A 26,168-nucleotide genomic window follows, 5' to 3' on the forward strand; every position below is an offset into this window, starting at 1 on the left:
ATGACCTTGGTCGTCGTCGGTGCCTCACTGGCCGGGCTGCGCGCGGTGGAGTCCGCGCGCCGCACCGGGTACCGCGGCCGGATCGTGCTGATCGGTGCCGAGGAGCACCTGCCGTACGACCGGCCGCCGCTGTCGAAGGCGTTCCTCGACGCCGGCGGCCCGGGTCGCGTGCAGCCGTTCCACTCCGAAACTGTGCTGCGGGACGAACTCGGCGTCGAACTGATGCTGGGCGCGCCGGCCGAGAGCCTCGACACCGACGCGCGCGAAGTGACCGTCGCGGGCGCGGCCGTGCGGTACGACGCCGTGGTCATCGCCACCGGCGCGACCGCGCGCGGCCTGCCGGGGGCGCGCACGCTGCGGACGGCCGAGGACGCCCTCGCGGTGCGGGCCGCGCTGGACGACGGCGCCCGCACCGTCGTGGTCGGTGCCGGGTTCATCGGCTCGGAAGTCGCGTCGGCGGCGCGCAAGCGCGGCCTGCCGGTGACGATCGTGGAAGCCTCGGCCGTCCCGCTCGCCCGCGCGGTCGGTGAGGAGGCGGGGGCCGAGCTGGCCGGGCTGCACCACGCGGCCGGCACCGGGCTGCGGCTCGCCACCGAGGTCACCGCCGTCGAAGAGGGCGGCGTCCGGCTTTCCACCGGCGAGGTCCTGCCCGCGGACCTCGTGGTCGCCGGCATCGGCGCGGCGCCGGCCACCGGGTGGCTCGAAGGCAGCGGGCTGACGCTGCACGAGCGTGACCGCGGCGTGGTGTGCGACGCGACGCTGTCCGCCGGACCGCCGGGCGTCTACGCGGCGGGCGACGTCGCGCACGCGGCGAACCCGCTCTTCGACGGCGAGCCGATGCGGCCGGAGCACTGGACGAACGCGGCCGAGCAGGGTGCGGCCGCCGCTCGCCACGCGCTCGACCCCGCGTCGGCGCGCGCCCTCGAAGCCGTGCCGTACTTCTGGTCCGACTGGTACGGCCACCGGATCCAGTTCGTCGGCACCCCGCGCGCCGACGAGGTGGTGTCCGCCGGCGGGGTGACGCTGTACCGGCGCGGCGACCGGATCGTCGGCGCGCTGACCGTCGACCGGCCGCGCGAGATCATGAAGTACCGCCGTCGCATCGCCGCGCGGGCGGCCTGGAACGACACTGCGGCGCGAAGTGCCTCCGTTGAGGGTGGCGGCGGGGGCATGGATGGAAGAGGCGCTGGCCTTCGCGGGTGCGGCCTAGGATGACGGTCATGAGCGCCGCACTCCCGGCCCCGCTCGAGGGGGGCCAGCACCGGCGGCCGATCATCACCGCGGCGATCGAACTGACCGCGCGGTCCGGCTGGCCGGCGGTCACGATGGCCCGGCTGGCCGAGGTCGTCGGCGTGAGCCGTCAGACCGTCTACAACGAGATCGGCTCGAAGGCCGCGCTGGCCGAGGCGATGGTCGCGCACGAGCTCGACCGGTTCCTCTCGGTCGTCGCCGCCGCCTTCGACCGGCACGAAAGCGACCTGGTCGAGGCGATGTACGACGCCGTCCGCGCGGTGCTCGAGCTGGCCGACGACAACACCCTGCTGCGCGCGATCGCCTCCGCCACGCACGGCACCGCGCCCGAACTGCTCCCGCTGCTGACCACCGAGGCGGGCACGCTGCTGACCCAGGCGAAGGCGATGCTCACCGCGCGCGTGGCCGCTTATCACCCGCCGCTCACCGGCGAGCAGGTCGGCGTCGTGATCGACATCGTCGTGCGCACGGTGCTCAGCCACGTCATGCAGCCGTCGGACACCCCGGCCCGGACCGCCGACGCGCTGGCGTGGGTCGCGGCCCGCGTCCTCGGCGTGGACGCGACGCCGCCGCTGCGGCACCGCTGACTCACCGGAGGCCGTGCCGGTCCAGCCACGCGGCGATCTCCGTGGCGATCTCCTTCGGCCGGTCCTCCTGGGCGTGGTGCCCGGCTTCCCCGCAGGCGACGACGTCGAGCGCGGCGACGTTCTCCCGGCACCACCGGGTCATTTCCTCCCCGATGAGCAGCGTGGGGGAGCCTTCGAACGTCATGAGCAGCTTCGGCGTGCCGGTGCTGGTCTTCAGCCACTCGTCGTAGGCCTCGATGCGGGGGATCAGCTCGGCCGGCTCGCCGCCGAGCGGCAGCTGCCGCGCCCACGCGAGGACCGGCCGGCGGCTCTCGGGCGTGGGGAACGGCGCGAGGTACGGCTCGAGGTCCGCCACCGGCGTCCGCACCCCGCCGGTGAACGCCTGCCGCACGAACAGGTTCTGCTCCAGCACCATTTCCTCGCCGACACCCGGCGTGCGGATCTTGCGCGCCCGCTCGGCCGCCTGGGGCGACAGGTCGTCCCAGGCCATCGGCTTGACGATCGTCTCGAAGAACGCGACCCCGCGGACGCGGTCCGGGTGCCGGGCGGCGTTGTCGAAGGCGAGCGCGCCGCCCCAGTCGTGGCCGACGAGGACGACGTCGTCCAGGCCGAGCGCGTCGAACCAGGCGTCGAGGTGGCGGGCGTGGTCGTCGAACGAATACGCGATGCCGGGCTTCGGGGACCGGCCCATGCCGATGAGGTCGGGGGCGAGCAGCCGGCCGCCGCCGACGTGGGGGAGGACGTTGCGCCAGCCGTGCGACGAGCCGGGGTTGCCGTGCAGGAAGACGATCGGGCTGCCGGTGCCGGACTCTTCGTGGTGCAGCATGGGGTGTCCCTTCAGGGATCCAGTGGGGTGTCGAGGAGCAGGGTGAGCTCGTGGGCGAGGGCCGCGGTGCGGTCGCCGCCCCGGCCGCCGAGCGGCGCGAGGAGCCGGTCGAGCAGCTCGGCCACGGTCGCGATCGCGGGCTCGACGACGTCCCGGCCGCGGGCGGTGAGGGTCAGCCGGATCGTCCGGGTGTCCGCGGAGTCGCGGGTGCGCTCGACGAGCCCGTCGGTGTCGAGGGCGCGGGCGAGCTTGGAGACGTAGAGCGCTTCGAGTCCGGTGTGGTCGGCGAGTTCCCGCTGGCTCGGGGTCGTCCCGGCGCGCTCGAGGTCGAAGAGCGAGGAGAGGAAGACGTACTGGGCGTGCGTCAGCCCGACCGGCGCTAGGGCGCGGTCGACGGCCACGCGCCACTTCATCGAGAGTCGCCAGACGAGGTGCCCCGGAGTGCTCATGTCAAATACGGTACATGGCTACTAAGTACTTGGCTACTGTTTGGGCCGAGCGCGGCAGGGTGCTCAGGCGGCGAGTTCGCGGATGCGGTCCATGGCCGCCCGGACTTCGGTGAAGCCGGTGGTGAGCGGGCTCAGGCCGACCCGGATGCCGTCGGGACGGCGGAAGTCGATCAGCACGCCGTTCTCGATCAGCACCCGGGAAAGCCGCTCGGCGTCCGGGTGCCGCAGGGTGACGTGCCCGCCGCGGCGGGCGTCCTCGCGCGGCGAGGCCACCGTGAAGCCGAGCGGGACGAGCCACTCGTCGGCGAGGGCGAGCACCCACCGCCCCAGCGCGACGGCCTTGGCCCGCACGCGCTCGATCCCGGCTTCGGCCAGCAGCGCGACACCTTCCTGGACGCCCACCATGCCGAGCACCGGCGGGGTGCCGGACAACGCGCGGCGGATGCCGGGCGCGGGCACGTAGCGCGCGGCCATGCCGAACGTGTCGGCCGCGCCCATCCAGCCGGTGATGGGCTGCCCGAACTCCGCGTGGTGGCGCGAGTTCACGTAGAGGAAGGCCGGCGCGCCGGGCCCGGCGTTGAGGAACTTGTACGTGCAGCCGACAGCGAAGTCGGCGCCGCCGGCGTCCAGCTCGACCGGGATCGAGCCGACGCTGTGGCAGAGGTCCCAGACGGTGAGCGCGCCCCGCTCGTGCACCAGCCGCGTGATGCCCGCGAGGTCGGCGATCGCGGCGGTTCGGTAGTCCACATGGGACAGGACGACGGCCGCGGTGCGCGGCCCGGTGACCGCCGCGACGGCGGCGGCGTCAACGGGGCCGACGTCGCCGGACTCGATCCACCGCACCGTGTGGCCGAGTTCGGCGGCGACGCTCTCGACGAGGAACCGGTCGGTGGGGAAGTTGGCGGAGTCGGTGACTATCTCGTCGCGCCCGGGCCGGAGGGCCGCGGCCGCCCGGAGCGTCTTGTACAGGCACACGGACGTCGAGTCGGCGACGATGGTCTGGCCGGGCGCGGCGCCGAGCGCGACGCGGCCCAGCTCGTCGCCGATCCGCTCGGGCAGGGCGAGCCAGCGCTCGTCCCAGGACCGGATCAGCCGGGCGCCCCACTGGTCGGCGACGAGCTCCTGCAGCCGTTCGGCGGTGGCGCGCAGGGGACGGCCCAGCGAGTTCCCGTCGAGGTAGGCGACGACGCCGGGGTCGGTGATCGGGACGAAGCGATCCCGGAACGCGGCCAGCTCGTCGGCGGCGTCGAGCCGCGCCGCCTCCTCGAGCGTGGTCAGTGCTCCTTCTCCTTGACCCGCACGGTTTCCTTGCGCACCTCGGCGTGGGTGGCGCGCTCCCGCACCAGCCAGTCGGGGTTCTCCGTCTTGAGCGCGTCGATCTGCTCGGTGGTGAGCGCTTCGGTGATCCCGCCGCGGCTGAGGCCGCCGATGGAGACGCCGAGCTTCGCCGCGACGACCGGCCGCGGGTGCGGGCCGGTGCGGCGCAGCTCGCGCAGCCACTCGGGCGGGTCGGCCTGGAGCGCGTTCAGCTCGTCGCGCGAGACGACGCCCTCCTGGAACTCCGGGGGCGTGGCTTCGAGGTACACACCCAGCTTCTTCGCCGCTGTCGCGGGCTTCATCGTCTGGGTGGTTTTGTGCGACGTCATGCCGTCCAGGGTAGCCAGCGCCCCGCCCGGTAGCCTGACCCGGTGACCTCGTTCCGTCTCGCGTACGTCCCCGGCGCGACGCCCGCCAAGTGGGTGCGGACGTGGGCCGAGCGGCAGCCGGACGTGCCGCTGGAGCTGGTCCCGGTCGCCGCGGCCGGCGCGGCGGAGCTGCTCCGCGCGCGAGGTGCGGACGCGGCGCTGCTGCGTTCCCCGATCGACCGCGACGGCCTCCACGCGATCCCGCTCTACACGGAGACGACGGTGGTGGTCGTCGCCAAGGATCACCTGATCGCGGCGGCGGACGAAGTGTCCACAGCGGACTTGGCGGACGAGGTCGTGCTGCAGCCCCGGGACGACACGATCGAGTGGCCGTCCCTCCCGGGCCGGCCCGCGCTCTCCCGCCCGGAGACGACGGCGGACGCGATCGAGCTGGTGGCCGCGGGGGTGGGCGTGCTGGTGGTCCCGCAGTCCCTGGCCCGCCTCCACCACCGCCGCGACCTGACGTACCGGACGGTGACGGACGCGCCGCAGTCGAGCGTGGCGCTGTCGTGGCTCGAGGACGAGACGACGGACTTGATGGAGACGTTCATCGGCATCGTCCGCGGGCGCACGGTCAACAGCACGCGCGGCCGCCCGCCCGCGCCGGCGGAGAAGAAGCGCCCGGAGCGGAAGCCGCCGGCGAAGTCGGCCGGGAAGCAGCCGGTCCGGCGCGGCGGCGGCGCCCCGAAGCGCGGGAAGCCGCGCCGGAAGTCCTGAGGCGGCGGGTTCAGTTCGTCGAGTAGACGCAGTTGCCGTCCGCGCGGTCCGGCAGGTCGGGGTCGTCGAACCACAGACCGTCCTCCCCGAGGTAGCGGAACTGGATCACCGTTCCCGGCGCCACGTCCACCGACGCCGACCGGCGGCCGTTGGAGCGCGTCGTCAGGTGGTGGCGGCCCGGGGTCCAGTCGTTGAACGAGCCCACCACGCTCACGCGCCCGGGTGGTGCCCCGGCCGGGAGGCTGAACGTCACTCGCTGGGTGCCGGCCCGGCTTTTGCTGGTCTTGATCACGCTGCGACGGCCTTTCGGAGAGAGGAAACGGAGGGGCGTGCTCGGCACTGAGCGCCGACATGATGACACGACTGTGACGATTCGGTCACGTCGAGTGCCCAAAGGAGTTACAAGGCCGCTCAACGGTTCGCCTCCGACCGGGTGGTCCTCCCGCGATTCATGATCATCTTGCTGCCGGGTGGTCCGCCAGGTGCGAAACTTACTGCCGTGACCGTCATCGTCGATCGTCATGTCAAAGATCCGTGCGCCTGGCTCGGCGCCGTCACCGGGGACCTCGCCGCCGCACTGCCGGCCGACACGCGAGGGGTCCTCCTGACGGTGTGGGACGGGCTCGTCGCCGCCCGGCTCGCCGGCTTGCGCGCCGCCGCGGCTTCGCCCCGATGGCGGGCCCGGCAGCGCCATGCCGAAGTGGCCGAGTTCGACCTCGCCGTCCAGCTGGCCCGCAACTGCGCCGTCGGTCCCGGCCTGGCCATCCCGGCCGGGCTGCCCGGAGCCGCGGTCGCTTGGCCCGTCGAGCGGGCCGACGCCGCCGTCGCCGCGATCATCTCCTTCTGCGCCACCGCCGAAACGATGCTGCGCCGGGCGGGCGAGCTGACCCCGGTGTGGGAGGACAGCCTGCTCGGGCCGGTCGCGCTGACCCGCTGGCTCGCCGACTCGTGGGAGGGCCGCCACACCGGCTGCCCGCTGCGGCTGCCGGTGCCGCCGCCTTCGTGGTGGCGTTGACCGCCGTCCGTCAGGGGAAGGCTGGGCCGGCCGAACCCGGCACCGGGCGAAAGGAGGCCGGGGTGGCCGGATCAGCTGTCCCGCCCACGAGACTCCCGCATGCGACCCGGGTGGCGGTGCGCGAGGTGCTGCTGGCCGCATTGGTGTCCGCCGGAACCCGGGCGCGAGCCGCGGGGTGCCCACCGGAGGTGCTGTCCGACGTCCTGGACGCGCGGTTGCGTTCGGCGGCCGAGGACCACGAGTGCGGCTGAAGGGCACCTCGGGTGCAGGTGACGCGCTGGAGGGCACCTTCGTCTCGTCCGATGCGGGGAAGGTGCCCTTCGGCTCACCCGGGTTTCGTCACCGGCCGAGGACCGTGAGGACCGTCGTCACGATCCGGTCGAGCCGGGCCTCGTCGGCGAGCGCGGTGGCCAGCCAGTCGTCGCGGGCCGATCCGTTGTGCGGCAACCGGTCCAGCGCGTCCCCGCCGGACCCGAACACGTGCCGGACGACCGTGGCGACCGCCGTCGCCGGGTCCTCGCCGCGGTCCAGCCGTGCCTCGATCGCGCACAACGCCTCCTCGGCGCGGGCGGCGAGCTGGACGTCGTCGGCCTCGTCCGGGCCGACCAGCTGCAGCGGGGCGGGCTCGGCCGCGCCGTCCGCCGGCATCGGGGCGACGGGCGCCCGCTTGTGCCCCAGCGGGCGCTCGACGTGCTCGGCGTACCACTTCGGCCGGCCGCGCATGGCGGCCAGGACCGTCCGCACCTCGCGGTCGAGCGTGTCGCGGCCACCCGGCGGCGCCCCGGTGACTTCGGCGCGGCGCGCGGCCCAGCCGTCCAGCGGCCACAGCTCGGCGCCCGCGGTCGCCGGCACCCCGGCCCACACCAGGATCTGGACGGCGAGGTCGCTCAGCCACGGGTCGCCGCCGAGGGCTTCGCCCAGCCAGGCCGGCAGGCGGGGCCGTTGCAGGGCCCCGATCTCGCCGCGCCGGCGCCGGTGCGCGTCGACCGTCGCGGGGCTCAGCCGGGTCGCCAGCCAGCCGTCGAAGTTCTCGATCGGGTCCGTCGCGCGCCGCAAAGCGTGCTCCACGACGGCTTCGACGTCGTCGTGGAAGCGGTCGAGGCAGTCGGGACGCAGCCATTCGAGCCCCCGGGCGCAGTCCGGGTGCCGGCGCTGCCGTTCCAGCGGCTTGGTGATCCGGGCGAAGACCAGCGGCCAGGCGACGCGGTACACCGCGCCGCGCAGCCGGGCGAGGGCGCCGGGCGGAGCGGCCGCCGCCGAGACCGCGAGCCGGCCGTCGCGGGCCAGCTGCCGGACGTCCGCGACGCCGATCGGCCGGGCAGACGGAAACGTGGTGTCGAGCAACTCGTCCTCCCCGATGTCGTCGACGGGGAAATGGTCGGTCAAAGGGGGAACGGGAAAAGGTCGCCGCCTGGCCGAATCACGCCGGAACTGGCCAGCGGCTGGCCACCCGGGAATCACCTGATCGGCGCAGCCCGCACCGCCGATCGCGCGGAAGTCCGCGTGCCACAATAAAAATCCCATGGCACACGAGGACGGATTGCTGCGCGAGCTCACGACTTTGCGTCGCGGTTGGGGATTGGAAACCGAACGGCTGCGCTCCCGGCTCGGGCCGCTCGTTTCCGGCTGGTGCGAAATCCACCGGACGGCGAACGACCGCGACGCGCGGCGGGTTCTGCGCGACGCCATCGCCGCCGCGATCGCCGAGTTCCCGGCGGACGACCGGCTCGCGGTCACCGTCGCGCTGGGCATCGCCCCCGGCACGCAGCACGCGTTGCTCAGCGACCGCGTCGAGGTCCTCGCGGACCGGCTGCGGGTCTCCGAGCGCACGGCCCGGCGTCGGATCGACCGGTCGTTCGCGCGCCTGGCCGCCGAGATCGAGGCCGCCCTGCGGCCCGGCGACGGGATGCCCGACGACCCCGACCAGGGCTGGTTCGTCAAGCGGCTCCGGGCGATCGTCCGGCTGGACACCGCCGTGCCGGAGCTGATCGAAGAGCGGCAGATCGTGGCGGCCCGCGACGGGCTCAGCCGGATCTCCGCGCAGTTCACCGTGCCTCGCGTCGAGGGCGGCGACGGCGAACGGCTGGTGGCCGCCGACGCCCAGCACGGCGTCCGGATCACCGACGCCCAACGCGTGGGGCAGCGGCACTTCCGCTGGCTGCTCGACCTCCCGCGGCCCCTGGCGCGCGGCGACACCCACACCTACGCCCTGGTGATCCGGGTCCGGGACGGCCTGCCCATCCGGCCGTCGTACGTGTTCGTGCCGCTGGTGACGTGCGAGTCGTTCACCGTGCGGGTCCGGTTCGACCCCCAGCGGCTGCCGTGGACGGTGTGGCGGCTGGACCGCGTCCCGCCCTCGGTGCTCGCCGACCCGGCCAACCCGGGACCGGCGCTGCCCCTCGACGGCGCGTGCGAGGTGGCGCAGGAGTTCACCGCGCCGCAGCTGGGCTACGCCTACGGACTGCGCTGGGTGCCTCAGGGAAGTCCCTGAGTGATATTCCTTGACATGAATATTCTGGCTTGTGAATACTCGGTCCCGTGGACGGGATCGCGGCGGCATTGGGAGACGCGGCGCGGTGGCGCCTCGTCGAGCTGCTCGCCGAACGTCCCCGGTCGGTCGGGGAGCTGGCCGAGCTGACCGGCCTGCGGCAGCCGCAGACCACCAAGCACCTCCAGACCCTGGCCCGCGCCGGGCTCGTCACGGTGTTCCCGCTCGGGCAGCGTCGTGTCTACGCCCTCGAAGCCGAGCCGCTGACGGATTTGGCGGGCCGGCTGGCGGATCTGGCGAAAGCGACCGAAGCGCACGCAGGAGAGCGGGACGTCGTGGCGCGTTACCGCGCGGCCGTCGAAGCGGAGACCGCGGCCGCGGACGAGGACCGGTGGGCGGACGGGCGGGAGTTCGCGTTCGAGCGCCTGCTGGCGGTGCCGCGCGACGTCGTCTGGCGGCACTGGACCGACCCGGCGCTGCTGGCGTCGTGGTGGGTGCCGCCGTCGATGACGGTCACCGCGTGCGTGCTCGAGCCGCGGCCGGGCGGCCGCGCGGTGCTGGCTTACCGCGACGCCGACGGCGAGTACCACTCCGAAGGCTGGGTGCGCCGAGCGGCGGAGCCGGGGCGGCTCGCGTTCGACCTGGCGGTGACCGGCGAGGCGTCCTTCACCGGGCACTACGACCTCGAGCTGGTGTCGGTGCCGGGCGGCACCCGGTTGCGGCTCGGCTTGCGCATCACCGCGACGACGGTCGGGGCCGCTTCCGCCATCGCCGGCATCGAAACCGGCTGGGACCAGGTGCTCGACCACCTCACCGACGTACTCACCCAGGAAAAGGAATGACCATGACGAGTCGCAGAGTCACCGCGAACCTGAGTCTCACGCTCGACGGGCGCTACCACGGTCCGGGCGGGCCCGGCGACATGGCCGCGATCGTTTCGTACGCGACGACCGAGGTCGCCAGGCGTCACCTCAGCCGGATCTGGGAGGGCGCGACGACGGCGGTGCTGGGTCGCCTCAACGCCGAGGGGTTCCTGGGTTTCTGGCCGACGGTGGCCGCTGACGAGAGCGCGGACCCGCGCGACCGCGGTTACGCGAAGTGGCTGGTGGACGCGGAAAAGGTGGTGTTCTCGACGACGTTGACGGAGTCACCGTGGGAGCGCACCCGCGTGGTGAACGCCCCGGCGGCGGATGTCATCAAGGACCTGAAAGCCACCGGATCGGGTGACATCCTGGTCAACAGCAGCGCAAGTGTCATCAAACCTTTGCTGGCGACGGACCTGATCGACCGGCTGTATCTGATGGTGTGTCCCGAGATCGCGGGAGGCGGGCCGCGGTTGTTCGACGACGGCCTGCCGCCGTCGAAGTGGCGCCTGGCCCACCACGAAACGGGCGAGCTGGGGGAGACGGCCCTGGTCTACGACCGCGCACAGTGAAGTCCTTTGTGGACAGGTCTGGCAGCGTCGTGGGCGAACCTCGAAACGGGACCACCACGTGCCGGGGGTCCGGGGGTTGTCCCCGGGTGGGTACCGCGGGCACCGGGAGCAATCCCGCAGGGATTGCGACCAGCAATCCCGCCTCGTGGGGCGGGCGGGGCTCGAACCCGCGGCCAAGGGATTATGAGTCCCCTGCTCTAACCAACTGAGCTACCGCCCCCTGGCCCCGGCGCGCAGGCGGCACGGGGATTTGCATTCGCACAGAAGACCCAGTTCGCTTCAAGTTATCACAGCGGCCATCCGGGGAGATCCGGTAGGCCAAACAGGTTGAAATGGCCGCCGACCGGCGCAAGCTCGTCTACCTTGCAAGCGTCACCGCTGAACGGAACGGCGGGAGGGTGGGCGATGGTCACGGCTCCGCGAGCCACCCCGCACGGCCCCCACGTGTTCCGGCTGGCGCTGCTCGACGCACTGACCGCCGGGGCGGGCCTGGGCTACCTGGCGCACCAGTACCGGGAGGCGCTCGTGGCGAACCTCGCGCCCATCGGCCTGGCCCTGCTGCTCGCGTTGGCACTGGGCCTGGTACTCCGCGCGGCGGCGCGGGTCCTGCACCGGGCAAACCGGCGCGTGGACGCCATTTTCGCCGAGGAACTACGGAAGCCGTCGCCCCGGCCCCGGTGAAGGTGCTTGCCGGTGAGCAGGCCGCCCACAGCGGCGAGTACGGCGGCTTCCCAGCCCCATCGCCCGCGCCATCGGTAGTGATTCCGCTCAGGTTCCGCCGCCACTGCCCGTCGTGGTGGTCGGCGGTGCGGTGGTCGGAGTCGTGGGTGTGGTGGTGGGCGGAAACTGTGTCGTCGTCCTCGGAGTCGTAGGTGTGGTAGGCGGGGCCGCCGCACCGTAAGCCGCGTAGGTGAACCAGATCTGGCCGAAGGTCTTCGGCGTGGTCTGCGTGAACATCGCCCGCACCTGGAACGTGGTCGCGGTGGCGGAGCCCAGCACCGTGTTGAGCACGAAAGCGTTGAACGGGCCCGGCGTGTTCGGCGAGACGACAATCGCCTCCGGCACCTTGCCGAGGCTGTGCGTCACCGTGCAGAAGCCGTTGCCGTCGGTCACGCAGGTGGTCTGCGCCGCCTGGACGAGTGGCGCCGGCGACGGTCCGACCGCGGCCGAAGCGCCGGCGAAGACCACCGCCCCCGCCGTCACCGCCAGAGCACCGGCCACAGCCGCGAATGCGTTCCTTTTCATGGCGATCCCTCCCTCGGTGCCCGGAGTCGCCCGGCCGTCCGCCGCCGTTACACCGTCCTCAATGGACGGTGACCGCTCACGCCACCCGGTACCAGAAGTTGCCGATCGACCCGGTGCTGCTCAACTCCACGGGTTCGAGCCGCACCCGCGTCCCACCGGGGTGGTCGAACAGCCGGACGCCGTCGCCGAGGAGGATCGGCGCCACGTGGACCAGCACCTCGTCCAGCAGCCCGGCTTCGAGGCAGCGCCGGGCCGTCGTGGCTCCCAGCACCGCGACATATCCGTCGCCGGCCGCCGCTGACGCCGCCGTCACCGCCTCGCCGAGATCCTCGACCAGGGTGAAGCCCGGCGAGGGCGCCGCCGAGCGGGTCACCACGAAGATCGGGCTGTCCCAGCGGCCGCCGTACACCTTGCCCTCCGCCGTCGTCGCCGGTGCGTAGGTGTTGTGCCCCATCACGATCGCGCCGATGCCGCCGACCACTCGCTCGACGACCGGGTTCGGCCCGGCGTGCAGGCCGGCGAGCCACGTCATGTCGCCGGCGGGGCCGGCGACGAAGCCGTCGAGGGACATCGTGATGTGGTACAGGACCTTGGCCATGGTGGCGCCTTCCGGTAGAGGGGCACCGGTACCGACCGGCGCCGCCCGGAAAACTCATCGGTCAGGCGGGCACGAGTTCCGGCGCGGCCGAGGACGCGTACCGGCGGGCCAGCGTCGCGCACACGATCAGCTGGATCTGGTGGAACAGCATCAGCGGCAGCACGATCAACCCCACCTGCCCGTGCCCGAACAGCACCGTCGCCATCGGCAACCCGCTCGCCAGGCTCTTCTTCGACCCGCAGAACACGATCGTGATCCGGTCGGCGCGGGCGAAACCCAGCACGCGAGCGCCCCACCCGGTCGCGCCCAGGACCGCCGTGAGCAGCACGCAGCAGACGCCGGCGAGCACGAGCAGGTGCGTCACGTCGAGCCGGTGCCAGATGCCCTCGACCATGCCCGCGCTGAACGCCGTGTAGACGACCAGCAGGATCGACCCGCGGTCGAACAGCTTGAGGGGCGCCGAATTGCGCGTGATCCAGGCACCGATCCAGCGCCGCGCGAGCTGGCCCGCGACGAACGGCGCGAGCAGCTGCAGCACGATCCCGAGCACGGCCGAACCGTCGACCCCGGCACCGTCTCCCGACAGCAGCAGCGCCACCAGCAGCGGCGTGAGCACGATCCCGGCCAGGTTGGACAGCGACGCGCTGCAGATCGCCGCCGCGACGTTGCCGCGGGCGATCGAGGTGAACGCGATCGACGACTGCACGGTCGAGGGCAGCACGGCCAGGAACAGCACCCCGGCGGCGAGCTGCGCGGGCAGCACCGACGGCGGCAGCAGGAACAGCGCCAGGCCGAGCAGCGGGAACAGGACGAACGTCGCGGCCAGCACGACCGCGTGCAGCCGCCAGTGCCGCAGCCCGTCCAGGGCCTCCTGGGTGGACAACCGGGCGCCGTACAGGAAGAACAGCAGCCCGACGGCGATCGTGGTGGCCGTGCTGAAACCGTCGGCGACCGCGCCCGAAGCGGGCAGCAGCGTGGCGACCCCGACGGTGGCGAGGATGGCGACGACGAACGGGTCGAGACGAAACCGGGACATGGATCTCCTTCCGGATCAATTCTCGGCGACGCCGTGCTCATTGTGAACCCCGATGACCGGACTGACTGTCATCGCGAATCGCGATAAAGTAGCCGGGTGCTGGATCCGCGCCTGTGCCGTTCGTTCCTCGCCGTCGCCGAGACGCGCAGCTTCACCGCGGCCGCGCGGCGGCTCGGAGTCGGCCAGCCGACTGTCAGCCAGCACGTCCGGCGCCTGGAGCGCGACTCGGGCGGGCTGCTCTTCGCGCGCGACACCCACACCGTCGAGCTCACCGCGCGCGGGCAGGCGATGCTGGGGTTCGCGCAGACGATCGTCGACACGGAGGAACGCGCGGAGCGGCACTTCCGCGGGGCCGAGCTGCGCGGCCGCGTGCGGTTCGGTGTCTCGGAGGACTTCGCGCTCGGCGAGCTGCCGGAGATCCTGCACCGGCTGCGCCGCAGTCACCCGCTGGTGGACGTCGAGCTGACCGTCGAGCTCTCGGACGTCCTGGCGCAGCGGCTGCGCGCCGGTCAGCTGGACCTGGTGCTGGGCAAGCGCCGCCCGGGCACGCACCACGGCCGGTTGCTCTGGCGGGAGCCGCTGGTCTGGATCGGCTCGGCGGCGACGGTGCTCGAGCCCGGCCAGCCGGTGCCGCTGGTGCAGTACCCGATGCCGTCGATCACGCGGCAGCTCGCCGTGGAGTGCCTCGAACGCGCGGGGCTGGAGTGGCGGGCCGCGTGCCAGACGTCGAGCCTCACCGGCCTGCGGGCCGCGGCGGCGGCCGGGCTCGGCGTCACCCTGCACGCGCGCAGCCTGGTGCCCGGTGACCTCGTCGAGCTCGACGGCCTGCCCGAGCCCGGCGACATCGAGTTCATGCTGCTGGCCCGCGAGTCGAAGGAAGGGCCGGCGGTGGCCCTGGAGCAGTTCGTCCTCGACTACGTGCGACGCTGACCGTGTCCGTCGGCGGTCAGGCTTCTTCGCCGGTCAACAGTCTGCGCAGCCGCAGCAGCGCGCGGTGCTGGGCGACGCGGACGGCGCCGGGCGTCGAGCCCACCGCCGCGGCCGCCTCCTCCGCGGACAGCCCGACGACCACCCGCAGCACGACGATCTCGCGCTGCTTCGCCGGCAGCACGTCCAGCAACCGCGCCAGCCGCTCGTTCAGCTCGAACCGCAGGGCGTGCTGCTCCGGTCCGTCCGCTTCGGACACCCCGTCGGGGACCTCCGGGACGGGGTCGGCGCGGTTGCGGGCCGCGGCGCGGTGCGCGTCGGCGACCTTGTGCTGGGCGATGCCGTAGACGAACGCGAGGAACGGGCGGCCCTGGTCGCGGTAGGACGGCAGCGCGGTCAGCACGGCCACGCACACCTCCTGGGCGACGTCGTCGGCCGAGGCGAACGACCGTTCGTGCCGGCCGACGCGCGCCCGGCAGTAGCGCACCACCAGCGGCCGGATGGTGGCGAGCAGGCGGGCGGTCGCGGCGTGGTCGCCGGCGATCGCGTCGGCCACCGGCTCGTCGTGCCGCCGCCAGTGCGAGGGGAAGGCCTCCGGGGGCTGCGCCGCGGCGATCTCCCGGACGAGGGCGCGGCTGCGCACCCGGAGCAGGGTGCCCTCCACGTCGAGGCCGACGCGCAGCGAGTCGTGCAGCGCGGCGTTGGACTCCCGCAGCAGCTCGGTGATCGCGGGGTCCCCGTACTCGGTTGCCGGCATGGTGCTCACCTTTCCCTGTCCCGCTGGTCGCCGGGCCGTGCGGCCCGGTGGCGCCTGAGGCGTTCCCGCACGTGGCGGAGGTTGGAACGGACGGTCGCGGGGGCGATGCGCAGCGCCGTCGCGATCTGCGTGGGCGTGAAGCCGTCGAGGGACCAGGCGAGGACCATCCGCTGCCGGCCGGGGAGGGACGCGAGCAGGTCGATGAGCTCCGCGTGCTGGTCGACCAGGGCGGCCAGCTTCTCGTCTTCGGCCGGGTCGCCGTCCGGGGCCCAGTCCGCGCGGGCGTCGTGGACCGCGGCGAGCAGCCGCCCGGCGACCCGGCGGACCCAGGCCCGCGGGTCTTCGAGGGGCGGCCACGCCTCGAACGCGTGCAGCATCGCCTCGGTGGCGATGTCGCGGGCCAGCTCGGCTTCGAACCCGGCCTTGCACAGGAATGCCACGAGCTGCGGGAAGTCGGCGCGGAAGAACGCGTCGAAATCGTCGTCAGCGCACACGGACCCCTCACCACCCCTCGCCCTCCACTGGAACAAGTGCGGTGAGGTGACCGCTACGTGTAACGATTCGATCAAGACTGCTCGAGAGGAGTAATGGACTGCTCCGGATCGGTGACGGCCGGTGACGAATGGGTGCGGGCATCTCGGGTACCCGAACCCGATGACCCAGCGAGACACGGTCCGGCGCCTGCTCGAGGAGGCCGGGCCGACGTACGCCGCCGAGGCCGGGATCAAGCTCGCCGACCAGCCGGCGCCGCTGTACCGGCTGCTCGTGCTGTCGGTGCTGCTCTCGACCCGAATCAGGGCCGGCATCGCCGTCGACGCGGCCCGAGAGCTGCGGGCCGCGGGGATGGGCACGGCCCGGGCGATGGCGGACGCGACGTGGCAGCAGCGCGTGGACGCGCTCGGCCGCGCGCACTACAAACGCTACGACGAACAGACCGCGACAGCGCTCGGCGAGGGGGCCCGGTACCTGCTCGACGAGCACGGCGGCGACCTGAGACGCGTGCGCGAGGCCGCGAACGGCGAATTCCGGACGCTGGCCCGGATGCTGGCGAAGGTGCCGCGGCTCGGGCCGGTGGGGGCCGAGATCTTCACCCGCGAGGTGCAGCTGGTGTGGCCGGAGTTCCGCCCGCACCTGGACCGGAAAGCCTTGCAGGGTGCGGAAAAGCTCCGTCTGCCGACGCAGCCGGGGCGGCTCGCGAAGCTCGTCGATCCGGGTGAGCTGGCCCACCTCGCGGCGGCGCTCGTGCGGGTCACGCTCGAGCGCGATCTCGCCGATCGGGTGACGTGATCGACATCGAGATCCCGGGAAGGAAGGCGTACTCTCATGTGTTGCAGTCTTGGTTGCCCGGAGGGTGAGCCGGGGACCGAAGCCAAAACCCCCTTGACCCAGGCGGATACGCTCGCGCGTCCGCCGCGGTCAAGTCGGTTGACGCGCGACGACAATGGGAAACAGTAGAAGCAGAGGGAGGTGAACGAAGGAAATGGAAGCCACGATGACGGGCTGGGCGGACCTCGCGGCCTGCAAGGACGAGGACCCGGAACTGTTCTTCCCGATCTCCGCAGTGGGCCCCGGCGCCCGGCAGACGGCGCAGGCGAAGGCCGTGTGCGCGCGCTGCCCGGTGCGCGCCGAATGCCTCGGCTACGCGCTCGACAACGGCCTGGACCACGGTGTTTTCGGCGGGACCACCGCCGAGGACCGACGCCGGTTGACGCGCACCGCGCCGCAGCGGCACCGAGCTGCTTGATCCGCCGCCGGTGACCTCTTCCCGGCGGCCAGGAAGCGAAACACCGAAATCGGAAGAATTTCTTTCCGGCTGGTGTGCGCCCGGGCGGGTGATTCCCGTGAATCACCCGCCCGGGCTTTTTCGCGCCTTCGCGGGTGATTGAGGCACTACCGAATGCGCACGCCGCTCAGCGGGCTCCCTCGTCGTGCCAGGTTTCCGGCAGCCCCCACACCGCCGCCGGGACGGACTCGAACGCGGCCAGTTCCGTGATCAATCCGTGTTCGATCGTCAGCAGGGACACCCCGAACCAGCGGTACTCGTCCGCACCCGGGCGCCGGAGCCAGGTCGCCACGGCGGGCTGGCGGTTGGCGCGCGTCACCCGCATCCGGAAGCGGCCGATGCAGTGCGGTGACGCGGGGTCGAGCGACAGCGACAACGCCCGGACGATGGACGCCGCACTCGCGAACCACAGCTCGTAGGGCGGCATGACCGCGCGGGCCTCGGCGTGCAGCAGCCGCGCGACCGCTTGGGGGTCGCCCTGTTCGTAAGCCGCGATGAACTGCTTGAGCAGCGCGGTTTCCTGGGCCGTCGCGTCGCCGGCCGTCCACTCGGTACGGCGCGCGGGCAGTCGTTCACGCAGCGTCGCCCGGGCTCGCTGCAACGCGCTGTTCGCCGACGCGACGCTCGTCTCGAGCAGGTCCGCGGTCTCCTTGGCCGACCAGCCGAGGACGTCCCGCAGGACGAGCACCGCCCGCTGCCGCGGCGGCAGGTACTGGACGGCGGCGAGGTAGGCGAGCTCGATGGTCTCCCGCTCGACGACGACGGCGTCCGGCCCGGCTTCGTCCAGCAACCGGTCCGGGACCGGCTCGAGCCACGGCAGGTCGGCGGCCGAGAGGGGCCCGCCGGGCTCGCCTGCGGGCCCGAGCTGATCGGGCAGCACCCGCCGCGGCCGCCGGGCCAGGACGTCGAGGCAGGCGTTGGTCGCGATCCGGTACAGCCAGGTCCGCACACTGGCCCGGCCTTCGAACCGGTCCCGGGCCTTCCAGGCGCGCAGGAAAGTTTCCTGGGCGAGGTCTTCGGCGTCGCTCAGCGAGCCGAGCATCCGGTAGCAGTGCACCTGGATCTCCCGCCGGTGCCGCGCGACGACCGTCTCGAAATCCGGAGCGAGACCCACTCGGGCACGCTAGCGCACACGCGCGGCGGGGAGCGGGTTCCGCGGGCCGCTTCCGCCGAGGACCTCGGGGCGGGCGCCCGCACCACGGCCGTCGCGGGCTGGGAGACTGCCTCCGTGAGCGGAACGGTGCTGGTGCTGGGCGGACGCAGCGAAATCGGACTGGCCGTGGCGGAACGCCTGGCCGCGGACCACCGGCGGTTCGTGCTGGCCGCCCGCCCCGGTGCGGACCTGGCCGCCGCCACGACCGCCCTGCGCGAAGCCGGCGCCGAAACCGTCGAGACGGCCGAGTTCGACGCCGACGACCTCGCCGCCCACGGTCCCTTCCTGGAGAAGATCGCGGCCGAGCACGGGCCGCTGGACGTCGTCGTGCTCGCCTTCGGCATCCTCGGCGACCAAGCCCGCGCCGAAGACGACGCCACCCACGCCGCGGCGATCGTCCACACCGACTACGTCGCCCAGGTCGGCGTGCTGACCCACGCCGCGAACCTGCTCCGCGCCCAGGGCCACGGCAGCCTCGTCGTGTTCTCGTCCGTCGCCGGGGTCCGCGTGCGACGCGCCAACTACGTCTATGGATCGGCGAAGGCCGGCCTCGACGGCTTCGCGAGCGGCCTCGCCGACGCGCTCCACGGTTCCGGCGTCCACCTCCTGCTCGTCCGACCAGGGTTCGTCATCGGGCGGATGACCGAAGGCATGAGCCCGGCGCCGTTCTCGAGCACGCCGGACCAGGTGGCCGACGCGACCGTCGCCGCGCTGCGCAAGCGCCGTGGGGTCGTCTGGGTGCCCGGCGTACTCCGTCCGGTCTTCTTCGGAATGCGCTTGCTGCCGCGCGCGATCTGGCGCCGGATGCCGCGCTAGCCGGGCATTGTGGCCACCGCCACAGCACGTTTTCGTGTGCGTGCCGGTACTTTGCGTCGCGAAATCGGCCGATCAGCTGGATTCGGCTCGGCCGATCGGGCAGCGTCACGAGCTTTCAACAAGTTTCTCAGCTGATTCCCAGCTAACGCGGTGATCCTCGAAGGAGGGGTCGGAGGTTCACCACAGGGAAGCAAGGGGAAGTGTCGTGCTGCTGTCGTCCCGAGGGCGTCGCGTCGGCGTGCGGGTCGCGCTCGGCGTCGTGTCGGCGCTGGTGCTCGGCGCCACCGGGTACGCCTGGTCGCAGCTGAGCAAGCTCGACGACGGCCTTGTCACCGCCGACGTCATCCCGCCCGCGGCGCAGGTGGACGAAGACGACACGCCGCCCGGGGAACCGCTGAAGGTCGCCCAGAACATCCTGCTCGTCGGGATCGACGCGCGCACCGACACCTACGGCAACCCGTTGCCGCAGAGCCTGCTCGACGCGTTCCACGCGGGGGGCGGCGACGACGGCGGCGACACCACCGACACGATGATCGTGGTCCACATCCCGGCGGGCGGCGCGGCGGCGACGGCGATCTCCATCCCGCGTGACTCCTATGTGGACATCGCGGGCGGGTACGGCAAGCACAAGATCAACTCCGCGTACAGCCGCGGCAAGAACGCCTCGATGTCCGGGTTGCGCGCCCAGGGCCTGTCCGGCCCGCAGCTGGAGGTCGCGGCGAACGAGGCCGGCGCGAAGACCACGATCCAGACGATCGAGAAGTTCACCGGGCTGACGATCAACCACTACGCGGCCATCAACTTCGCCGGCTTCGACGCGCTGTCGCGGGCCGTCGGCGGGGTCGAGGTCTGCCTCAAGGCGCCGGTGCACGACAGCTACTCCGGCGCGGCCTTCCCGGCCGGCCCGCAGACGCTCTCCGGCGCGCAGGCGCTCGCGTTCGTCCGGCAGCGCCACGGCCTGGCCAACGGTGACCTCGACCGCATCGCGCGGCAGCAGGCGTTCCTGTCCGGGATGGCGAAGAAGGTGCTGAGCGCGGGCACGTTCACCGACGTTTCGAAGCTGAACGCCCTGGTCAGCGCGGTGCAGGGCGCGGTGGTGCTGGACAAGGGCTGGAACGTCCTGAGCTTCGCGCAGCAGTTGCGGGGGATGAGCTCGGGGGCGATCGCGTTCGCCACGATCCCGGTGCAGAGCCTCTCGCTGTCCACGCCGTCGGACGGCGACGCGGTGAAGGTCGACCCGGCGCAGGTCCAGCAGTTCGTCCGCACGGCGATCAGCACCCCGGCGGTCCAGGCTTCGGGCGACGACACCGCCGGCGGGGTGAAGCCGGTGGCCGCGACGAGCGCCACCCGGGCGCCGGACACGAAGCAGCCGGCGACCTCGGCGGCCGCCGGCTGCGTGAACTGAGACTCAGACGAACGCGGACTGTCCCGTGATCGCCTTCCCGACGATCAGGGTGTTCATCTCGCGCGTGCCTTCGAAGGAGTAGATCGCTTCGGCGTCGGCGAAGAACCGCGCGACGTCGTAGCCGAGCACGATCCCGTTGCCGCCGAAGATCTCCCGGCTCCAGGCGACGACCTCGCGCATCCGCGAGGTGACGAACGCCTTGGCCAGCGACGAGTGCTCGTCCTTGAAGATCCCCCCGTCCTGCAGCCGGGCGAGCTGCACGAGCATGCCCCAGGACGCGGTGATGTTGCCGAGGCTCTTCACGAGCAGGTCCTGCACCAGCTGGAAACGGGCGATCGGCCGACCGAACTGCGTGCGCTCCTGGGCGTAGGCCAGCGCGGCTTCGTAGGCGCCGATCATCACGCCGAGTGCCTGCCACGCGACGCCGCCGCGGGTGGCGCGCAGGATCTCGGCGACGTCGCGGAAGGAGTCGATGCCCTGCAGGCGGTTCGCCTCCGGCACGCGGACGCCGGTCAGGGTGATCTCGGCGTTCTCGACGATCCGGAACGCGGTCTTGCCCTGGATCTTCTCGGGCACGAAACCGGGGGTGCCCTTCTCGACGACGAATCCCTTGACGTGGTTGTCGTCGACGTCCCGGGCCCACACCACGACGTAGTCGGCGAAGGTCGCGTTGCCGATCCACTTCTTGGCGCCGTCGAGGATCCAGGTGTCGCCTTCGCGCTTGGCTGTGGTGCGCATGCCACCGGCCACATCGGACCCGCCGAGCGGCTCGGTCATCGCGAAGGCGCCGATCTTGTCCATCGCGGCCATTTCGGGGAGCCAGCGGTCACGCTGTTCCTGGCTGCCTCCACTGTAGATGGAGTACATCGCGAGTCCGTTGTGGACACCGAAGAACGTCGCGACTGAGGCGTCGGTGCGGCTCATCTCCATCGCCATCATGCCGGTGAGGAGGTGGCTGACCGCGGGCTTGTGCTCCCCGTAGCCCTCATACGGCAGACCGGCGAGGCCGCTCTCGCGGAACATCCCGATGAGTTCCTTCGGGAAGGTGCCGGCCTCCCAGTTGTCGTTCACCAGCGGCTTGACGTCGGTGGTCATGAACTCGCGCGCCTTGACGAGCAGCTTGCGCTCCTCGTCGGGCAGCAGCGCCTCGAAGTCGTAGAAGTCGGCGGTGAGGTTGTCCTTGAGCGGTTCCATGTCAGTTCTCCTCCACTGCGGTCAAAACGGCGAGCTGCTTGCGGTCGCGCGTCTCGGCGAGTTCCGAGTACGTGGAGGAGCCGTAAGCCTTTTCGACGGCTTCGATGAGCCGTTCCTGCTCTTCGGGGCTCTGGCTGGGGTTGCCCAGGCCGGCCCACATCTTCTTCATGGACTTGCCGATGTGCTCGGCCATGTGCCGGTAGCCGCCGGGGCCGCCACCGAGGTGCGAGCCGAGGAACGGCCCGACGGTCGCCCAGCGGATGCCGAGCGAATTCGTGATGACCTTGTCCAGCTCTTCCGGGCTCACCACGCCCTGCTCGACGAGGTAGATCGCCTCGCGGCTCAGCGCGTTCTGCAGCCGGTTGCCGACGAACCCGGGGATCTCCTTGCGCTCCACCACCGGGGTCCGGCCGAGGAAGGTGTAGAAGTCGACGGCCTTCCGCACAGATTCGTCGCTGGTGCGCTCGCCGGGGACGACCTCGACCAGCGGTATCAGGTGGGGCGGGTTGAACGGGTGGCCGATGAGGACGCGGCTGCCGTCGATCTCGCCGGTGAACGCCGTCGAGGGGATGGCACTGGAGGAACTCAGCAGCAGCGCGTGCCCCGGGACTTCCTTCAGCAGGGTCGCGAAGAGGTCCTTTTTGAACTCGACGTTCTCGGGTCCGTTCTCCTGCACAACATCGGCGTTACGGACTGCTTCGGTGACGTCGGCGGCGATGTGGACCCGGCTCGCCAGCTCCGCGGCGGTAGTGCCGAGGTGCGGGGCGAACGTCTCGAGTGCGTCGGTGATGGCCTCGGCGAGATCCGGTCGCGGGTCGCTGACCCGGACGGTCAGGGCGTGGTGGGCGAACAGCGCCGTCCAGGACAGGCCGATGGTGCCCGCGCCGATGACCGCCGCGTTGGTGAACTTCATGACTGCGCTCCCTTCAGGTAGTCGAAGACCGGCTTGACCGGGGCGAGCGTCAGGTCGGTGAGGATGTGGCTCGCGGAGACGACCTCCAGCACCGGGAGATCCGCCAGCGGGGCGAGAACGTGCTGGAAGAGCTGCAGCCGCGCAGGGCCGGTGTAGGCCTGCTTGACCACGACGTCGGTGATCTCGGTGCGGACCAGCTCCTGCACGCGCGGCGCGCCGTCGTAGCCCGGGATCGTCTTGAGCATGAACGTCGGGACGGTGATCTGGCGTTCGGCCTCGCGGGCGTCCAGTTCGTGGTGCTTGTAGCCCATGGTCGCGGTCGCCACCCGGAGCGTCCCGTAGTCCAGTGTGCCCACCAGGACGCCGTTGTCGACGTAGAGGTCCGGGCTGCCGACGGTCTTCGGGTACGCGCTGACCTCGCGCCCGGACGCCGTCGCCGGGAAGTTGTCGAGGTACATCGCGTGCAGGTACTCGCCGCGCTCGCCGTCGAAGCTGACCTCGATCGCCTGGCCGGACTCGGTGTACGGGCCGTAGCCGGAGACGTCGCCCATCTTCATGACCTCGAAGCGCACCAACGGTTCCTCGACCCGCAGCGGCTCCGGGACGACGGCGCGCAGGGCGTCGGCGTCGGTCCGGTAGACGATGTTCAGGTACTCGCGGTCGGTGAACCTCGGGACCACGGGCGCGAACGCCGGGGCGGTCAGGGGAGTGGTCACTTGCCTGCGGACTTCGTCGATCTTCATGTCACTCACCGGTCCACTTCGGACTGCGGCGCTCGGCGAAGGCGGTCATGCCCTCGCGGACGTCGTGGGACTGCATCAGTTTCTTGATTTCTTCGCGCTGCACGGTCGCGGGATCCGCGGCACGCACGATCTTCTTCACGGCGGCCAAGGCCAGGGGCGCGTTCTCCGCCAGCTTCTCGGCCAGCTGCAGTGCGACGGCGGCGGCGTCGCCGTCCGGCGTCACGCGGTTGACCAGGCCCAGCTCGCCGGCGCGACGGCCGGTGACGGGCTCGCCGGTGAGCAGGAACTCCATCGCCAGGTGGTGCGGGATCCGCTTCGGCAGCCGGAGCACGCCACCACCGGCGGCGATCAGGCCGCGCTTGACCTCGGGGAGGCCGAACTTCGCGGTTTCCCCGGCGACGATGAGGTCGCAGCCCAGCGCGAGTTCGAACCCGCCGCCCATGGCGAACCCTTCGACCGCGGCGATCAGCGGCTTCGCCAGCTCGGCCTCGGTCAGGCCGCCGAACCCGCGTCCGGGGATCTCCGGCGACTCGCCTTTCAGCGCGGCCTTGAGGTCCATGCCGGCGCTGAAGGTGTTCTCGGCGCCGGTCAGGACGCCCACCCGGAGCATGGGGTCGTGCTCCAGCTCGTCCAGCGCGGCGGCCAGCCCGGCCGCGACGGCGGCGTTGACCGCGTTGCGGGCCTGCGGCCGGTCGATCGTGATCAGCAGGGTGCTGCCGACCCGTTCAGTACGTACTTCACTCATGACTTCACACTTCCTTGACGCCACTTTCTCCAGGAAAGTGATCCGGAGGCGGCACCTCCGGTGCACTTTCACGTGAAAGTGCGGAGTTGGTCAGACCAGCTCGGCGAGGACTTCGGCGGTGTCCTGGCCGGCCAGCGGGGCCAGCCGGCGGATCGAGCCGGGCGTCGCGGAGAACTTCACCGGGATGCCGACCGTGCGGATGGCGCCCTCGCTCGGGTGCTCGACGGTGTCGAGCAGGTGGCCGTCGCGGACGTATGGGTCCTCGTGCGCGCGGTCCAGTTCGAGCACCGGCGCCATCGGGATGCTGTGCTTCGCGCAGACCTCGGCCCACTCCTCGGTGGTCAGCGCCGGGGCGCACGCGGCGATCTGCTCGGTCAGCCACTCGTTGTCGGCGCGGTCGATGGCCTCGCCGTTCACGCGCGGGTCGGCGGCGAGGTCCGGACGCCCGGCCGCGGCGAAGAAGTCGCGGAAGTTGGCCGGGTTGTAGGGGATCACGCAGGCGAGGCCGTCCTTGGTGCGGACCGCGGCGTGGCCCTTCGTCATCGACAGCGCGAAGCCGGTGGGGCCCTCGGCCGGCTCGTAGGTGTGCCCGGCGAGGTGCTCGACCAGGTTGAACGCGAGCAGCGTGTCGGTCATCGGGATCTCGATCTGCTGGCCCTGCCCGGTCTTGTCGCGGTGGACCAGCGCCGCGAGGACGCTGTAGGCGATGGTCAGCGACGACACCTTGTCGCCGATGATCGTCGGCAGGTAGACCGGCTCGCCCAGCGCGCGGTTGGCGACGTCGACCAGGCCGGAGGAGGCCTGTACGGTCTCGTCGTAGGCGGCGTTGCCGGCCTGCGGGGAGTCGCCGCGGAAGCCCTGCGCGTGGGCGTAGACCAGGCGGGGGTTGCGCTCGGCGACGTCGGCGTAGTTCAGGCCGAGCCGGCTCAGAGCGCCGGGCCGCATGTTCGTGATCAGCACGTCGGCGGTGTCGATCAGCTTCAGCGCCTGCTCGCGCTCGGTCTCGTCCTTGAGGTTGAGGGCCACGCTGCGCTTGTTGCGGTTGACGTTCAGGTTCAGCGGGGTCATGCCCGGCGTGGTGCGGTACTGGCCCACCCGCACGGTGTCCGCGGGGGACTCGATCTTGATCACGTCGGCGCCCAGGTCGCCGAGGATCTGGGCCGCGTACGGGCCCATGACCACGGTCGAGAGGTCGATCACGCGCACGCCGTCCAGCGGGCCGGTCGCGGTGCTGGTGTCCGTCATCGTTCGTCCTTTCGCGCCTTGCTGTTTCGCTCTACTTACGAACGTAGGCGCGTACTCCGCGAAAGGGAATGATCATGATACGAACAATGGTGTGACCGCAGCGGTCATACCATTCTCAGCTGATCAGCGGCTCGGCGAAGATGTCTTTCGCGGCTTCGACGAGTTCCCGCAGGTCGCCGTCGGTCCGATCGCGGCGCCAGAGCAGGCCGGTGTCCAGCTGGGGACGGAAATCCGAGAACGGCAGGACGATGACGTTGTCGAGCCGGTAACCGTGCATCGGGCTTTTTTCGTCGAGCATGGAAATGGAAAAGGCTTCGCCGCTGGAAATGATTTCGGACGTCCCGCCGTAGCCGGTGTTGGTCAGCCGGATGCGTTTCTTGACGCCGAGTTCGTTCAATTGGTGGTCGAGCTGGTCGAAGTACGCCGGGACGATCTCCCCAGGTGAGGCGACGTACGGGAATTCGGTCAGCTCGGCCACGGAAACGGAGTCGCGGCCGGCGAACAGGTCGGCCGGCACCACCGCGCCGAGCCGTTCCGACATCACCGGCACCTGCTCCAGCGCCGGATCGCTGATCGGCAGCCGGGCCAGCGTGAGCGCGAGCTTGCCCTCGTGCACGCCTTGGACGAGGTCGGCGGTGGTGCCGGGCCAGCGTTTGAGCTCGTAGCGCGCCTTGACCCGCTCGGCGAGGGCGTTGACGCGGTCCCGCAGGTCGGGGTGCACGCCGGCGGGCATGCCGAGGAAGACGGTGCTGCGCTGCGGCCGGGTCGCTTCCTCGAGCCGCCACGGAATGGCGCTCACCTGCTCGAGGACGTCCCGGGCGAGCGGCAGCAGCGCGGTCCCGGCGGCGGTGAGCGTGACGTGGTGGGTACTGCGGTCGAACAGCTGCTGCCCCAGCTCGTGCTCGAGGTCCTTGATCCGCTGGCTGAGCGGAGAGGCGGCCATGTGCAGCTTCCGCGCGGCGGCGGAGAAGTTCAGTTCCTCGGCGACCGCGACGAAGTAGCGCAGGTGCAGCATCTCCATCCCCCGACCCTAACGAGCCGACCGTCCAGGTACGCGAGCCGACGCTCCGGGTACGCGAGCCGACGCTCCAGGTACGCGAGCCGACGCTCCGAGTACGCGAGCCGACGCTCCAGGTATGCCGGGCTGCCGGTCGA

Annotated in this window: 32 protein-coding genes and 1 tRNA gene; 14 read left to right on the forward strand and 19 right to left on the reverse strand. The window is 71.8% G+C overall.

What is annotated here, in order from left to right:
* Together AB0M83_RS25570 and AB0M83_RS25575 are read left to right on the forward strand one after the other, a co-directional pair.
* A complete protein-coding gene (locus tag AB0M83_RS25570) occupies positions 1-1,215 on the forward strand; it encodes an FAD-dependent oxidoreductase (RefSeq protein WP_364520856.1) in 1,215 nt (404 codons plus the stop codon).
* Complete coding sequence (locus tag AB0M83_RS25575; protein WP_364520857.1) at positions 1,212-1,838, forward strand: TetR family transcriptional regulator; 627 nt, start codon at positions 1,212-1,214, stop codon at positions 1,836-1,838. Before AB0M83_RS25570 ends, AB0M83_RS25575 begins: the two co-directional genes overlap by 4 nt.
* Before the next feature lies 1 nt (position 1,839).
* Here AB0M83_RS25575 and AB0M83_RS25580 read toward each other — a convergent pair whose 3' ends face one another.
* The 4 genes from AB0M83_RS25580 to AB0M83_RS25595 all read right to left on the reverse strand — a co-directional run bounded on the left by AB0M83_RS25580 (position 1,840) and on the right by AB0M83_RS25595 (position 4,759).
* A complete protein-coding gene (locus AB0M83_RS25580; protein WP_364520858.1) occupies positions 1,840-2,664 on the reverse strand; it encodes a haloalkane dehalogenase in 825 nt (274 codons plus the stop codon).
* An 11-nt stretch (positions 2,665-2,675) separates the two neighbouring features.
* Positions 2,676-3,113 carry a MarR family transcriptional regulator gene (locus tag AB0M83_RS25585; protein WP_364520859.1) on the reverse strand — a complete coding sequence of 146 codons (438 nt, stop codon included), beginning with the start codon at positions 3,111-3,113 and terminating at the stop codon, positions 2,676-2,678.
* 63 nt (positions 3,114-3,176) lie between these two features.
* Positions 3,177-4,391, reverse strand: a complete 1,215-nt coding sequence (locus AB0M83_RS25590) for an aminotransferase class V-fold PLP-dependent enzyme (RefSeq protein WP_364520925.1) — start codon at positions 4,389-4,391, stop codon at positions 3,177-3,179.
* Positions 4,388-4,759, reverse strand: a complete 372-nt coding sequence (locus tag AB0M83_RS25595; RefSeq protein ID WP_364520860.1) for a DUF5997 family protein — start codon at positions 4,757-4,759, stop codon at positions 4,388-4,390. Before AB0M83_RS25595 ends, AB0M83_RS25590 begins: the two co-directional genes overlap by 4 nt.
* Before the next feature lie 42 nt (positions 4,760-4,801).
* Here AB0M83_RS25595 and AB0M83_RS25600 point away from each other — a divergent pair, with 42 nt between their 5' ends.
* A complete protein-coding gene (locus tag AB0M83_RS25600) occupies positions 4,802-5,515 on the forward strand; it encodes a substrate-binding domain-containing protein (protein WP_364520861.1) in 714 nt (237 codons plus the stop codon).
* 10 nt (positions 5,516-5,525) lie between these two features.
* Here the strand turns inward: AB0M83_RS25600 and AB0M83_RS25605 are convergent, their stop codons facing one another.
* Complete coding sequence (locus AB0M83_RS25605; protein ID WP_364520862.1) at positions 5,526-5,807, reverse strand: isoamylase; 282 nt, start codon at positions 5,805-5,807, stop codon at positions 5,526-5,528.
* Positions 5,808-6,014: 207 nt separating this feature from the next.
* Between AB0M83_RS25605 and AB0M83_RS25610 the strand changes: the two genes are divergently transcribed.
* Positions 6,015-6,530 carry a hypothetical protein gene (locus tag AB0M83_RS25610; RefSeq protein WP_364520863.1) on the forward strand — a complete coding sequence of 172 codons (516 nt, stop codon included), beginning with the start codon at positions 6,015-6,017 and terminating at the stop codon, positions 6,528-6,530.
* Positions 6,531-6,592: 62 nt separating this feature from the next.
* Positions 6,593-6,781 carry a hypothetical protein gene (locus AB0M83_RS25615; RefSeq protein WP_364520864.1) on the forward strand — a complete coding sequence of 63 codons (189 nt, stop codon included), beginning with the start codon at positions 6,593-6,595 and terminating at the stop codon, positions 6,779-6,781.
* A gap of 88 nt (positions 6,782-6,869) precedes the next feature.
* On the opposite strand, the gene AB0M83_RS25620 is transcribed toward AB0M83_RS25615, so the two are convergent.
* On the reverse strand, positions 6,870-7,916 hold the full coding sequence (locus tag AB0M83_RS25620) for a hypothetical protein (protein WP_364520866.1): 1,047 nt from the start codon (positions 7,914-7,916) through the stop codon (positions 6,870-6,872).
* Positions 7,917-8,052: 136 nt separating this feature from the next.
* On the opposite strand from AB0M83_RS25620, the gene AB0M83_RS25625 reads away from it, so the two are divergent.
* The 3 genes from AB0M83_RS25625 to AB0M83_RS25635 are packed head-to-tail and all read left to right on the forward strand — an operon-like array spanning position 8,053 to position 10,453.
* Positions 8,053-9,021 carry a hypothetical protein gene (locus tag AB0M83_RS25625; RefSeq protein WP_364520868.1) on the forward strand — a complete coding sequence of 323 codons (969 nt, stop codon included), beginning with the start codon at positions 8,053-8,055 and terminating at the stop codon, positions 9,019-9,021.
* A 47-nt stretch (positions 9,022-9,068) separates the two neighbouring features.
* Complete coding sequence (locus AB0M83_RS25630; RefSeq protein ID WP_364520870.1) at positions 9,069-9,860, forward strand: metalloregulator ArsR/SmtB family transcription factor; 792 nt, start codon at positions 9,069-9,071, stop codon at positions 9,858-9,860.
* On the forward strand, positions 9,857-10,453 hold the full coding sequence (locus AB0M83_RS25635; protein ID WP_364520872.1) for a dihydrofolate reductase family protein: 597 nt from the start codon (positions 9,857-9,859) through the stop codon (positions 10,451-10,453). The genes AB0M83_RS25630 and AB0M83_RS25635 overlap by 4 nt, the downstream gene beginning before the upstream one ends.
* A 146-nt stretch (positions 10,454-10,599) precedes the next feature.
* On the opposite strand, the gene AB0M83_RS25640 is transcribed toward AB0M83_RS25635, so the two are convergent.
* A tRNA-Ile gene (locus AB0M83_RS25640) sits at positions 10,600-10,673 on the reverse strand.
* Between the two features lie 185 nt (positions 10,674-10,858).
* On the opposite strand from AB0M83_RS25640, the gene AB0M83_RS25645 reads away from it, so the two are divergent.
* A complete protein-coding gene (locus tag AB0M83_RS25645) occupies positions 10,859-11,134 on the forward strand; it encodes a hypothetical protein (RefSeq protein ID WP_364520874.1) in 276 nt (91 codons plus the stop codon).
* Positions 11,135-11,221: 87 nt separating this feature from the next.
* Here the strand turns inward: AB0M83_RS25645 and AB0M83_RS25650 are convergent, their stop codons facing one another.
* From AB0M83_RS25650 to AB0M83_RS25660, 3 genes are all read right to left on the reverse strand, one after another.
* Positions 11,222-11,698, reverse strand: coding sequence for a hypothetical protein (locus AB0M83_RS25650; RefSeq protein WP_364520876.1), 477 nt, complete (start codon positions 11,696-11,698; stop codon positions 11,222-11,224).
* 76 nt (positions 11,699-11,774) lie between these two features.
* The gene (locus AB0M83_RS25655) at positions 11,775-12,296 is read right to left on the reverse strand and encodes a dihydrofolate reductase family protein (protein ID WP_364520878.1); all 522 of its coding nucleotides are present in this window, start codon (positions 12,294-12,296) and stop codon (positions 11,775-11,777) included.
* Positions 12,297-12,357: 61 nt separating this feature from the next.
* Complete coding sequence (locus AB0M83_RS25660; protein ID WP_364520879.1) at positions 12,358-13,332, reverse strand: bile acid:sodium symporter family protein; 975 nt, start codon at positions 13,330-13,332, stop codon at positions 12,358-12,360.
* Between the two features lie 96 nt (positions 13,333-13,428).
* Here AB0M83_RS25660 and AB0M83_RS25665 point away from each other — a divergent pair, with 96 nt between their 5' ends.
* The gene (locus AB0M83_RS25665; protein WP_364520881.1) at positions 13,429-14,262 is read left to right on the forward strand and encodes a LysR substrate-binding domain-containing protein; all 834 of its coding nucleotides are present in this window, start codon (positions 13,429-13,431) and stop codon (positions 14,260-14,262) included.
* Positions 14,263-14,278: 16 nt separating this feature from the next.
* Here the strand turns inward: AB0M83_RS25665 and shbA are convergent, their stop codons facing one another.
* Together shbA and AB0M83_RS25675 are read right to left on the reverse strand one after the other, a co-directional pair.
* Positions 14,279-14,875 (reverse strand): RNA polymerase sigma factor ShbA, encoded by a 597-nt coding sequence (shbA, locus tag AB0M83_RS25670; protein WP_364520927.1) that lies wholly within the window; start codon positions 14,873-14,875, stop codon positions 14,279-14,281.
* A 146-nt stretch (positions 14,876-15,021) separates the two neighbouring features.
* Positions 15,022-15,510, reverse strand: coding sequence for a sigma-70 family RNA polymerase sigma factor (locus AB0M83_RS25675; protein ID WP_364520883.1), 489 nt, complete (start codon positions 15,508-15,510; stop codon positions 15,022-15,024).
* A gap of 160 nt (positions 15,511-15,670) precedes the next feature.
* Between AB0M83_RS25675 and AB0M83_RS25680 the strand changes: the two genes are divergently transcribed.
* Both AB0M83_RS25680 and AB0M83_RS25685 read left to right on the forward strand, forming a co-directional pair.
* A complete protein-coding gene (locus tag AB0M83_RS25680; protein WP_364520884.1) occupies positions 15,671-16,303 on the forward strand; it encodes an endonuclease in 633 nt (210 codons plus the stop codon).
* Positions 16,304-16,496: 193 nt separating this feature from the next.
* On the forward strand, positions 16,497-16,760 hold the full coding sequence (locus AB0M83_RS25685) for a WhiB family transcriptional regulator (RefSeq protein ID WP_364520886.1): 264 nt from the start codon (positions 16,497-16,499) through the stop codon (positions 16,758-16,760).
* A 166-nt stretch (positions 16,761-16,926) separates the two neighbouring features.
* Here AB0M83_RS25685 and AB0M83_RS25690 read toward each other — a convergent pair whose 3' ends face one another.
* Positions 16,927-17,913 (reverse strand): RNA polymerase subunit sigma-70, encoded by a 987-nt coding sequence (locus tag AB0M83_RS25690; protein WP_364520888.1) that lies wholly within the window; start codon positions 17,911-17,913, stop codon positions 16,927-16,929.
* A gap of 114 nt (positions 17,914-18,027) precedes the next feature.
* Between AB0M83_RS25690 and AB0M83_RS25695 the strand changes: the two genes are divergently transcribed.
* Both AB0M83_RS25695 and AB0M83_RS25700 read left to right on the forward strand, forming a co-directional pair.
* Positions 18,028-18,768: an SDR family NAD(P)-dependent oxidoreductase gene (locus AB0M83_RS25695; RefSeq protein ID WP_364520890.1), complete on the forward strand. Its 741-nt coding sequence runs from the start codon at positions 18,028-18,030 to the stop codon at positions 18,766-18,768.
* 205 nt (positions 18,769-18,973) lie between these two features.
* Complete coding sequence (locus AB0M83_RS25700; protein WP_364520892.1) at positions 18,974-20,173, forward strand: LCP family protein; 1,200 nt, start codon at positions 18,974-18,976, stop codon at positions 20,171-20,173.
* A gap of 3 nt (positions 20,174-20,176) precedes the next feature.
* Here the strand turns inward: AB0M83_RS25700 and AB0M83_RS25705 are convergent, their stop codons facing one another.
* The 6 genes from AB0M83_RS25705 to AB0M83_RS25730 form a co-directional block, all read right to left on the reverse strand.
* Positions 20,177-21,367, reverse strand: coding sequence for an acyl-CoA dehydrogenase family protein (locus AB0M83_RS25705; RefSeq protein ID WP_364520894.1), 1,191 nt, complete (start codon positions 21,365-21,367; stop codon positions 20,177-20,179).
* Between the two features lies 1 nt (position 21,368).
* Entirely contained in the window at positions 21,369-22,280 is a 912-nt protein-coding gene (locus AB0M83_RS25710) for a 3-hydroxyacyl-CoA dehydrogenase NAD-binding domain-containing protein (protein WP_364520896.1), read from the reverse strand.
* Positions 22,277-23,023, reverse strand: a complete 747-nt coding sequence (locus AB0M83_RS25715) for an acetoacetate decarboxylase (RefSeq protein WP_364520897.1) — start codon at positions 23,021-23,023, stop codon at positions 22,277-22,279. Before AB0M83_RS25715 ends, AB0M83_RS25710 begins: the two co-directional genes overlap by 4 nt.
* Before the next feature lies 1 nt (position 23,024).
* The gene (locus tag AB0M83_RS25720) at positions 23,025-23,768 is read right to left on the reverse strand and encodes a crotonase/enoyl-CoA hydratase family protein (RefSeq protein ID WP_364520898.1); all 744 of its coding nucleotides are present in this window, start codon (positions 23,766-23,768) and stop codon (positions 23,025-23,027) included.
* Between the two features lie 90 nt (positions 23,769-23,858).
* Positions 23,859-25,013: a CoA transferase gene (locus tag AB0M83_RS25725; protein ID WP_364520900.1), complete on the reverse strand. Its 1,155-nt coding sequence runs from the start codon at positions 25,011-25,013 to the stop codon at positions 23,859-23,861.
* Positions 25,014-25,128: 115 nt separating this feature from the next.
* Positions 25,129-26,034, reverse strand: coding sequence for a LysR family transcriptional regulator (locus tag AB0M83_RS25730; RefSeq protein WP_364520902.1), 906 nt, complete (start codon positions 26,032-26,034; stop codon positions 25,129-25,131).
* Positions 26,035-26,168: the final 134 nt, after the last annotated feature.

The sequence above is a fragment of the Amycolatopsis sp. NPDC051106 genome (assembly GCF_040682775.1).
In the GTDB taxonomy this organism is placed as follows: Bacteria; Actinomycetota; Actinomycetes; order Mycobacteriales; family Pseudonocardiaceae; genus Amycolatopsis.

Bases quoted from the DNA above. Each gene is read 5' to 3' on its own strand.
- AB0M83_RS25570 (WP_364520856.1), top strand. From the start codon at position 1: ATGACCTTGGTCGTCGTCGGTGCCTCACTGGCCGGGCTGCGCGCGGTG.
- AB0M83_RS25575 (WP_364520857.1), top strand. From the start codon at position 1,212: ATGACGGTCATGAGCGCCGCACTCCCGGCCCCGCTCGAGGGGGGCCAG.
- AB0M83_RS25580 (WP_364520858.1), bottom strand. From the start codon at position 2,664: ATGCTGCACCACGAAGAGTCCGGCACCGGCAGCCCGATCGTCTTCCTG.
- AB0M83_RS25585 (WP_364520859.1), bottom strand. From the start codon at position 3,113: ATGAGCACTCCGGGGCACCTCGTCTGGCGACTCTCGATGAAGTGGCGC.
- AB0M83_RS25595 (WP_364520860.1), bottom strand. From the start codon at position 4,759: ATGACGTCGCACAAAACCACCCAGACGATGAAGCCCGCGACAGCGGCG.
- AB0M83_RS25625 (WP_364520868.1), top strand. From the start codon at position 8,053: ATGGCACACGAGGACGGATTGCTGCGCGAGCTCACGACTTTGCGTCGC.
- AB0M83_RS25635 (WP_364520872.1), top strand. From the start codon at position 9,857: ATGACCATGACGAGTCGCAGAGTCACCGCGAACCTGAGTCTCACGCTC.
- AB0M83_RS25645 (WP_364520874.1), top strand. From the start codon at position 10,859: ATGGTCACGGCTCCGCGAGCCACCCCGCACGGCCCCCACGTGTTCCGG.
- AB0M83_RS25650 (WP_364520876.1), bottom strand. From the start codon at position 11,698: ATGAAAAGGAACGCATTCGCGGCTGTGGCCGGTGCTCTGGCGGTGACG.
- AB0M83_RS25655 (WP_364520878.1), bottom strand. From the start codon at position 12,296: ATGGCCAAGGTCCTGTACCACATCACGATGTCCCTCGACGGCTTCGTC.
- AB0M83_RS25660 (WP_364520879.1), bottom strand. From the start codon at position 13,332: ATGTCCCGGTTTCGTCTCGACCCGTTCGTCGTCGCCATCCTCGCCACC.
- AB0M83_RS25680 (WP_364520884.1), top strand. From the start codon at position 15,671: ATGACCCAGCGAGACACGGTCCGGCGCCTGCTCGAGGAGGCCGGGCCG.
- AB0M83_RS25685 (WP_364520886.1), top strand. From the start codon at position 16,497: ATGGAAGCCACGATGACGGGCTGGGCGGACCTCGCGGCCTGCAAGGAC.
- AB0M83_RS25705 (WP_364520894.1), bottom strand. From the start codon at position 21,367: ATGGAACCGCTCAAGGACAACCTCACCGCCGACTTCTACGACTTCGAG.
- AB0M83_RS25710 (WP_364520896.1), bottom strand. From the start codon at position 22,280: ATGAAGTTCACCAACGCGGCGGTCATCGGCGCGGGCACCATCGGCCTG.
- AB0M83_RS25715 (WP_364520897.1), bottom strand. From the start codon at position 23,023: ATGAAGATCGACGAAGTCCGCAGGCAAGTGACCACTCCCCTGACCGCC.
- AB0M83_RS25720 (WP_364520898.1), bottom strand. From the start codon at position 23,768: ATGAGTGAAGTACGTACTGAACGGGTCGGCAGCACCCTGCTGATCACG.
- AB0M83_RS25725 (WP_364520900.1), bottom strand. From the start codon at position 25,013: ATGACGGACACCAGCACCGCGACCGGCCCGCTGGACGGCGTGCGCGTG.
- AB0M83_RS25730 (WP_364520902.1), bottom strand. From the start codon at position 26,034: ATGGAGATGCTGCACCTGCGCTACTTCGTCGCGGTCGCCGAGGAACTG.